This is a genomic window from Burkholderia sp. RS01, from assembly GCF_039748055.1.
In the GTDB taxonomy this organism is placed as follows: domain Bacteria; phylum Actinomycetota; class Actinomycetes; order Actinomycetales; family Micrococcaceae; genus Arthrobacter.
In genome coordinates, this window is record NZ_JBDLAK010000044.1 from 1 (window position 1) to 7,878 (window position 7,878).

The 7,878-nt window shown below is 66.7% G+C and carries 7 protein-coding genes; 4 read left to right on the top strand and 3 right to left on the bottom strand.

The window, feature by feature from the left end:
* Positions 1-383 precede the first annotated feature (383 nt).
* Positions 384-845 carry a DUF4383 domain-containing protein gene (locus tag ABFP37_RS22345; RefSeq protein ID WP_260680819.1) on the bottom strand — a complete coding sequence of 154 codons (462 nt, stop codon included), beginning with the start codon at positions 843-845 and terminating at the stop codon, positions 384-386.
* 176 nt (positions 846-1,021) lie between these two features.
* On the opposite strand from ABFP37_RS22345, the gene ABFP37_RS22350 reads away from it, so the two are divergent.
* A complete protein-coding gene (locus tag ABFP37_RS22350) occupies positions 1,022-2,344 on the top strand; it encodes a DUF6350 family protein (protein WP_078030195.1) in 1,323 nt (440 codons plus the stop codon).
* A gap of 40 nt (positions 2,345-2,384) precedes the next feature.
* Here the strand turns inward: ABFP37_RS22350 and ABFP37_RS22355 are convergent, their stop codons facing one another.
* Positions 2,385-2,819: a hypothetical protein gene (locus ABFP37_RS22355; RefSeq protein ID WP_347035018.1), complete on the bottom strand. Its 435-nt coding sequence runs from the start codon at positions 2,817-2,819 to the stop codon at positions 2,385-2,387.
* Between the two features lie 39 nt (positions 2,820-2,858).
* Here ABFP37_RS22355 and purN point away from each other — a divergent pair, with 39 nt between their 5' ends.
* Both purN and ABFP37_RS22365 read left to right on the top strand, forming a co-directional pair.
* Positions 2,859-3,455 carry a phosphoribosylglycinamide formyltransferase gene (purN, locus tag ABFP37_RS22360; protein ID WP_078030193.1) on the top strand — a complete coding sequence of 199 codons (597 nt, stop codon included), beginning with the start codon at positions 2,859-2,861 and terminating at the stop codon, positions 3,453-3,455.
* 170 nt (positions 3,456-3,625) lie between these two features.
* Positions 3,626-4,480, top strand: coding sequence for a collagen-like protein (locus tag ABFP37_RS22365; RefSeq protein WP_221937578.1), 855 nt, complete (start codon positions 3,626-3,628; stop codon positions 4,478-4,480).
* 73 nt (positions 4,481-4,553) lie between these two features.
* Here ABFP37_RS22365 and ABFP37_RS22370 read toward each other — a convergent pair whose 3' ends face one another.
* Positions 4,554-5,906: an MFS transporter gene (locus ABFP37_RS22370; RefSeq protein WP_347035019.1), complete on the bottom strand. Its 1,353-nt coding sequence runs from the start codon at positions 5,904-5,906 to the stop codon at positions 4,554-4,556.
* Between the two features lie 152 nt (positions 5,907-6,058).
* Between ABFP37_RS22370 and purH the strand changes: the two genes are divergently transcribed.
* On the top strand, positions 6,059-7,729 hold the full coding sequence (purH, locus tag ABFP37_RS22375) for a bifunctional phosphoribosylaminoimidazolecarboxamide formyltransferase/IMP cyclohydrolase (protein WP_347035020.1): 1,671 nt from the start codon (positions 6,059-6,061) through the stop codon (positions 7,727-7,729).
* Positions 7,730-7,878 lie beyond the last annotated feature (149 nt).

Consider the following 7,878-nt stretch of genomic DNA (forward strand, 5'->3'; position numbering starts at 1 on the left):
CCAGCCCCGGACGGGCCCAAGGAACGGAACACAAAAGGAGCGGTCCAAGACACCCAGTCTTGGACCGCTCACCCTTGCCCCCTTGACAAGAAATACCTACATATCAGGTGTTCACCACGGCACGCATGGGGCTGACGGTGTCGAGGACCAGGTCGTCGCCCACCACGCGGCCCTTGCCGTGCACCACGTTGAACACGCCTGCGGCAGCCCGGCATCCTGAAGTGCGTATTTGGCGGTTTTGGGTGTGGGATGTCCCCCGACACAGAGCTGGTGCAGCTGCCCACGAATCTGCGCGGGTCACCTGCACCAACCGGTAGTACGAATATTCAGATTAGATATCTACTCATTCGCGGCTCCTAGTTCCCGGCGTTCGCGTTCCGGGTTTATTTCCTGTCCTCGGCCAGATGCCGCGAGAACATCCAGCCGGCGGCAATCATCAGTACACCCACCACCAACAGGGTCCAGCTATCCGTCATGTTCAGCGACAGGAAATTGGCCGCCGAATCCACTCCGACACTGAGCCCGTAGATGCTGAGGATGATGTACAGCGCCCCGGCGCCCATGAGGAACCTGCGCGCACCCATTTCACTGCGGGACATCGCCCAGCCGGTTCCGCCGATAACCAACTGCACAACGTTGAGCAGGATGGATACCTGGAACAGGCCAAACAACATGGCGTGCGAATCAGGCCCAAGGAACATCAGTTCGCCATACCGGGCGGTGATGCCTGGGACAAATGCCAGTACACCAGCCACCAACGCGACAATACCAACACCCATGCCAGCGTTCTGGACGTCTGCCCGACCAAAGTGAACGCCGTGTGCATGTGGGGATGCGGTAGTCATTTTCTGCCTCCAACCACTGATTGCGGACATGCTAATTTTACGTCCGTACCCTCGAAAAAGCGCTGGGCATGGCCTCTATGACGGGCCCTCCCGACTCCCTCGCCACGCCGTCTTCTCAAGGGATTGAGCCTGTCGAAAACGGCCGGGCGGGGCCGCCCATGGCACGATGGAACACGATGAAACTGCGCGCTGATCAGACCGGAGACCGTGGCCTCCCCATGCCCCTATGGCTGCAGGGCGGACTGGAGTCGGCCCAGGCGGCCATCATTTCCGCCCTGGCGGTCATTGCGCCCATCGCGGCGGTGTGGGCAACGTCCGGTTTCCGCGACACGCACCTCGACGTTTTGGCCCGCCTGGCGGGCCAGGCATGGCTGGTCATCCACGGCGTGCCGCTGTACGTGACCACCGTTGCCGAGGGTGCCGCGGCCCGGCCGGCAACCGGCACGCTCTCGCTCATCCCGCTCGGCCTGACGCTCATCCCGTTCCTGTTGGCCTGGCGTGCCGGCCGGCGCCTCGCCCGGGCTTCTTACACGGACCAGTTGTGGCAGGCGCTGCTGGGTTCCTGGCTCGTCTACTCGGCTTTTGGCATCGCCACCGGCTTCGTCTGCCGGACTGACGAGGTGGAGGTGTTCCTTTGGTGGGCCGCCCTGCTGCCCCTGGTCCCCTTTGCCCTGGGCATGGTGATCGGCGCACGGCGCGAGGCCGGATCATGGAGCCGGCTGATCGGCGTCGACGCCGTGGATTGGATTGCCCGCACCAGCCAGCACTCCCGCTGGGCCGGGTCCTACCTGGCCTCCGCCGCGAAAGCGGGTTTCGTGGCCGTCATGGCGGCGGTGGCGATGTCCTCGGCGCTTTTGGCGGCGGACCTCTTCATCCACTGGAACCTCGTGGTGGCGGTCTATGAAGGGCTCGACGCCGGAGCCATGGGAGGCGCGGTGCTCACCATTGCCCAGCTCGGCTTCATCCCCAACCTCGCCGTGTTCGCGCTCGCCTGGGTGTCCGGCTCGGGCTTTGCGCTCGGCGCCGGATCGCAGGTGGGTCCGCTCGGCACGGCCGTCGGCCCGCTGCCGTCCGTCCCGGTGTTTGCGGCCATTCCGGCCGGCCCGCTGGACTTCGGCTTCGTGGCCCTCGTGGTGCCTGTGCTCGCCGGTGTCCTGGCCGGCTGGTGGTTCCTGCGCGAAGGCGAAAACCACTTCGACGAATGGCTGTCCATCAAGGTCCGCACGCGCTGGTTCACCGCTGCCGCCTCCACGGTGGTCCTCGGCGGCATCATCGGCGTGGCCGCCGGGGTGCTGGCCGGTGTCCTGGCCTGGATCGCGCGGGGATCGGCCGGAATCGGCCGCCTCACGGACATCGGCCCGGACCCGCTGTGGACGGCGGTCTGGCTGGCCGCGGAAGTGGGCATCGGCGTCGTCGTCGGATACGCGGCGGGACCCTGGCTGGAACGCCGGCAGCAGCTGCGGGAAGAAGCGGACCTCGGGGCTGCACCAGGCAAGTAGCCCCGCGGCCGGGTTGAAGTGACCCGCGGCAGAAGAGGGCTTACGGCCGGAACTGGCCCGGCAGCGAGTCTTCCAGCTGGACCCGGCAATCGGTGCTGGCCTTGCTGGTCAGGGCATGCCGGGCGCACTGCTGGTAGTCACGAACCTGGTTGTAGAACAGGGCCGAGGTGAGCACGATGAGGACCATCACGGCGGACACCACCAGGCCGGAGATCGAGCCGAAGAGCACAAGCCGGGATTCCTTGAGCTTGATGGCGCGGATGAGCACGATGATTCCCAGCACAATACCGGCGGCTGTCAGGATGGCCGTGAGCCACAGGTAGGCGATGTCCAGCTGGAAGACGAAGAACGAGCCCAGCACGGCCACGATGAACATGCGGAACAGTGTGTGCGTCTTCAGCAGCGACGATTTCGCGGCCTCGCTGAGCGGATGCCTGGTCCGCTGGGACCCGTTCGGGCCCGGGGTGGGGTTCATGTTTTCCAGCCTACGCGAGCAGCCGCCTAAGCTGGACCAATGCGCATAGTAGTCCTCGTTTCCGGAACCGGCTCCAACCTCCAGGCCGTCATCGACGCCGTGCAAGCCCGGGAACTGGACGTGGAGATCGCCGCGGTGGGCGCGGACCGGCCGGGGACCTTCGGCGTGGACCGCTCCGCCGCCGCCGGAATCCCCACGTTCGTGGTGGACTTCAAGGCGTATGCGGACCGCGCGGAGTGGAACGCGGCGCTGACCGAAGCGGTCGCGGCGTACCAGCCGGACGTCGTGGTGTCCTCCGGCTTCATGCGGATCGTGAGCCCGGAATTCATTGACGCGTTCGACGGCAAATACCTCAACACCCACCCCGCCCTCCTGCCCTCTTTCCCCGGGGCCCACGGTGTCCGCGATGCCATGGCCTACGGCGTGAAAGTCACCGGCTGCACCGTGCACTGGGCGGACGCCGGAGTGGACACCGGGCCCATCATCGCCCAGGAGGCGGTGGCCATCAAGGACGGCGACACAGAGGAAACACTGCACGAACGGATCAAGGTGGTGGAGCGCCGGCTGCTGGTGTCCACACTCGGGTCCCTCGCCGCCGAGTACCGCCGCGCGGCATCGACTCTCAAAAGCGAGTAACCCGGCCCGCTAAACGGGTATGACCGGCGAAAAGACGGGTAGCTGGAAGCACCCCACCACGCTGGTTGAGCGCAGAATCCGCGCCATACGCTGACACCGTCTAATTCAGCGTATGCCGATCCTGGAGGTCTCCCGTGTCCCAATTCAGCTTAGCCAAAACCAGTCCGAAGGTGTTGTGCCTTTCCGTTGCCCTTGTTCTCGGAACAGGGGCAGCGACGGCCGTCTACGCGGCGTCCACCACGCCTGCAGCAGGCGAGATCAGCGCCTGTTTCAATAACAACAACGGCGGCCAGTTGCGTGTGCTTCCCGCCGGCGCGTCCTGTGACACCAAGAAGGAGACGCCGATCTCCTGGAATATCCAGGGCATTCAGGGCGTCCAAGGCGGCCAGGGTAACCAAGGAATTCAGGGACTCGTCGGCCAAACGGGTGCACAGGGGGACAAGGGCGACACCGGTGAGACCGGTGCGCAGGGCATCCAGGGTGAGAAGGGCGACACCGGTGAGACCGGTGCGCAGGGTATCCAGGGTGAGAAGGGCGATACCGGTGAGACCGGGGCGACCGGCGAGACCGGTGCGCAGGGCATCCAAGGGGAGAAGGGCGATACCGGTGAGACCGGGGCGACCGGCGAGACCGGAGCGCAGGGCATCCAGGGCGATACCGGCGCCACCGGCGCCCAAGGCATCCAAGGCATCCAGGGCGAAAAGGGTGACACCGGAGCGACCGGTGCGACGGGCGCCGTCGGGCCCGTCGGTGCCACAGGCGCTACCGGAGCCACGGGCGCTACCGGAGCTGCCGCCTCCACGAGCGTTTCCGTGGTGACGGTCAGCGGCTCGGGCTTCACAGTCTCAGCCCTGTGCCCCGTCGGCAAGGTCGCCATCGGCGGCGGTTTCAGCGCCCTGCTGACGACCTCCAGCAACCAGGTGACGGCAAGCAAACCGGTCACGGTCGGGACGCAGACCGGTTGGTCGGTGTCTCAGAGTAAGGACAACTTGTCCATCACCGTCCATGTCACCTGCATCCAGTAACCCGTTGCGCTATCACTTGTGGTGGTTCCCAAGGCTCAGAAGCACTGCAAGTGATAGCTCATCAGGCCGGGCCTTACTCGAGGCGGCGCTGACGGGTTTCGGGGGAGAAAAACATCATCCACAGCACGGCCAGCACCACCAGGCCGCCGGCCAGCGCAAAGGACGTTGCCAGCCCCAGCTCCGGCCAGAAGTAATTCGCGAAGACCAGCGGGCCAAAGCCTGCCCCCAGCCGCGAGAACGTGGACGCCCAGCCGAAGCCCGATCCCCTGAGCTCGGTGGGGTAGAGCTCGGAGACGTACGTGTAAAGGACGGGGATGGCCACCTGCACCACGAACCCGAACACCAGCAGCCAGAACACGGCCGCCGCCGGAATGTCCACCACGAACGCCACGATCACCAGCGTCAGGGCGGACAGCGGTCCGGTGACGGCCAGCAGCCACTTGCGGCCCACGCGTTCCACCAGCAGCGCTGCCGCCACGACGCCAAGAAGCCCGACGGCGGCCATTCCCGCCGTCGTCAGGAACGCCTTGTACTCGGCGAACCCGGCGCCGATCAGGATCCGGGGCATCCACGTCAGTGACAGGTAGTAGACCAGCAGGATGCTCAGGAACAGCGCCCAGGACGCCGCCGTGATTTTCCAGTTGAACTGCCAGACGCCGCGCAGCTGCTGCCATGCGCTGCCCGGTGAAAGGCGCGGGACGGCCTGCGGGTCGGGCAGGCTGTAGGCACGCGGTTCGGCTCCGGTGGCCAGGACCAGCTCGTCGATCACCCTGGCTGCTTCCTCGCGGCGGCCCTTGCGGATCAGGAACAGCGGGGATTCGGGCACGCTGCGGCGCACCCAGAACACGAGCAGGGCCGGCAGCACCATCACCAGCATGGTGAGGCGCCAGTCCGCGAAGGCCGCCACCAGCCCGGCGGACACGAAACCGCACAGCGCGGCTCCCACCGGCCACCAACCGTCCATCGCCGTGAGGACCCTGCCGCGCTGCTTCCGGGGAGTGAATTCACCCACCAGCGCGTAGTCCACCGGAATGCAGCCGCCCAGGCCGAATCCGGCCATGAACCGGAACACGCAGAACCAGGTGAAATCGGGGGAAAAGGCGCCGAGCACCGTGAATAGCGAGAAGATCAGCAGCGTGGCGGTGAAGGCCTTCTTCCGGCCGATGGTGTCCGCGATGGTGCCCCAGATGAAGGCGCCGAGGGCCATGCCGATCAGGTTGGCGGTGCCGATCCAGCCGGCTTCGCCCGGCGTGAGCTGCCAGTGGGTCGAGAGCAGGGGGATCAGGATGCCGTTGAGCGTCACGTCCCACGCATCGAACATGAACCCCAGGCCGCCGATCACGAAGATCCTGCCCTGGACCTTCCAACGCCACGGCAATTCCTGGACCACCTGTTCGCCGCTGGGCACAGTGGTGTAAATGTTCATTTCGGCCTCCTGTTAAAACCTTACGTTGCGGCGCGGCCGGGGTGCGCCGCCTTCACACTCCGGCCGGCAGGAAGACCACGTCCGGCAACGCGATAAACTGGCCTTATCCCCACCAACCGCGGCACCCACCGTGTCAAAAGACGGAGACCTTTGTGAGCTTTACGCAGCTAGACCGTGTTCCCATCCGCCGGGCCCTGATCTCGGTCTACGACAAGACCGGTCTGGAGGAGCTCGCGAAGGGCCTGCACGAAGCAGGCGTCAAGATCGTCTCCACTGGGTCCACCGCCAAGAAGATCGCCGCCGCGGGCATCCCCGTGCAGGAAGTCGAGGAAGTCACCGGATCCCCGGAGATGCTCGACGGCCGGGTCAAGACGCTCCATCCCCGCGTCCACGGCGGCATCCTGGCCGACCGTCGGGTGCCCGCCCACATGGAAACGCTGGCCGGCATGGAGATCGAGGCGTTCGACCTCGTCGTGGTGAACCTTTACCCGTTCGTGGAAACCGTTAAGTCAGGTGCCGCCCAGGACGACGTCGTGGAGCAGATCGACATCGGAGGCCCCGCAATGGTGCGCTCCGCCGCGAAGAACCACGCCGCCGTCGCCATTGTCACGGACCCCGGCTTCTACGGCGACGTTGTCCGCGCAGCCGCTGAAGGCGGCTTCGACCTGAAGACCCGCCAGCGCCTGGCCGCGAAGGCTTTTGCGCACACCGCCACGTACGATAACGCCGTGGCCACCTGGACGGCCAGCCAGTTCCTCGACGAAGACGGCGACGGCGTAATCGACTGGCCCGCCTACGCCGGCCTTGCGCTGGAACGCTCCGAGGTCCTGCGCTACGGCGAAAACCCGCATCAGCAGGCCGCCCTCTACGTGGACCGGGCCGCTCCCGCCGGCATCGCCCAGGCCGACCAGATCCACGGCAAGGCGATGAGCTACAACAACTTCGTGGACGCCGATGCGGCCCTCCGCGCCGCGTTCGACTTCGCCGAGCCCGCCGTGGCCATCATCAAGCACGCCAACCCGTGCGGCGTGGCCGTCGGTTCCGCCGACGCCGCGGACCCCATCGCGGACGCCCACGCCAAGGCGCACGCCTGCGACCCCGTTTCGGCTTTCGGCGGCGTCATCGCAGCCAACCGCGTCGTAACCGCCGGCATGGCGCGCACCGTGGCCGGCATCTTCACCGAAGTGGTCATCGCGCCCGGTTTCGAGCCGGAAGCCGTGGAGATCCTCTCCAAGAAGAAGAACATCCGCCTCCTGTCCCTCCCGGAGGGCTACGGCCGCTACCCGGCCGAAATCCGCCAGGTCTCGGGCGGCGTGCTCGTGCAGATCTCAGACAAGGTTGACTCCGACGGTGACAACCCCGCCAACTGGACCCTCGCCGCCGGCGAAGCCGCTGACGCCGCCACGTTGGCCGACCTCGCGTTCGCCTGGACCGCCTGCCGTGCCGCCAAGTCCAACGCCATCCTGCTGGCCGATCACGGTGCCGCAGTCGGCATCGGCATGGGCCAGGTCAACCGGCTCGACTCCTGCAAGCTGGCCGTGGAACGCGCCAACACGTTGGGCGTGAAGGTCGAGTCCGACGTCGAAGGTGCCGGCGGTGCCTCCAACACCGACGCCAGCGGCGCCCCGCAGCGTGCCCGCGGCGCCGTGGCAGCGTCCGATGCGTTCTTCCCGTTCGCTGACGGACTGCAGATCCTGATCGACGCTGGCGTCCGCGCCGTGGTCCAGCCCGGCGGTTCCGTCCGGGACGACGAAGTCGTCGCCGCCGCCAACGCGGCCGGGATCACCATGTACTTCACCGGAGCCCGCCACTTCTTCCACTAGGCCAAGGCGCCGGTTGGGCTTGTCGAAACTGGTGAAACGCCCGACGGCGGCGGGCCCCCCAGGGGGGGGGGGGCGGGGGGGGGGTTGGGTGTGTTTTTTTTGGGGCGGGGGGTGGTGGGGTTGGGGGGCGGCCCCCCGGGGGGGGGGAT

Coding starts and splice junctions, on each gene's coding strand:
- ABFP37_RS22355 (WP_347035018.1), bottom strand. CDS start 2,819: ATGAACCCCACCCCGGGCCCGAACGGGTCCCAGCGGACCAGGCATCCG.
- ABFP37_RS22345 (WP_260680819.1), bottom strand. CDS start 845: ATGACTACCGCATCCCCACATGCACACGGCGTTCACTTTGGTCGGGCA.
- purN (WP_078030193.1), top strand. CDS start 2,859: ATGCGCATAGTAGTCCTCGTTTCCGGAACCGGCTCCAACCTCCAGGCC.
- ABFP37_RS22350 (WP_078030195.1), top strand. CDS start 1,022: ATGAAACTGCGCGCTGATCAGACCGGAGACCGTGGCCTCCCCATGCCC.
- ABFP37_RS22370 (WP_347035019.1), bottom strand. CDS start 5,906: ATGAACATTTACACCACTGTGCCCAGCGGCGAACAGGTGGTCCAGGAA.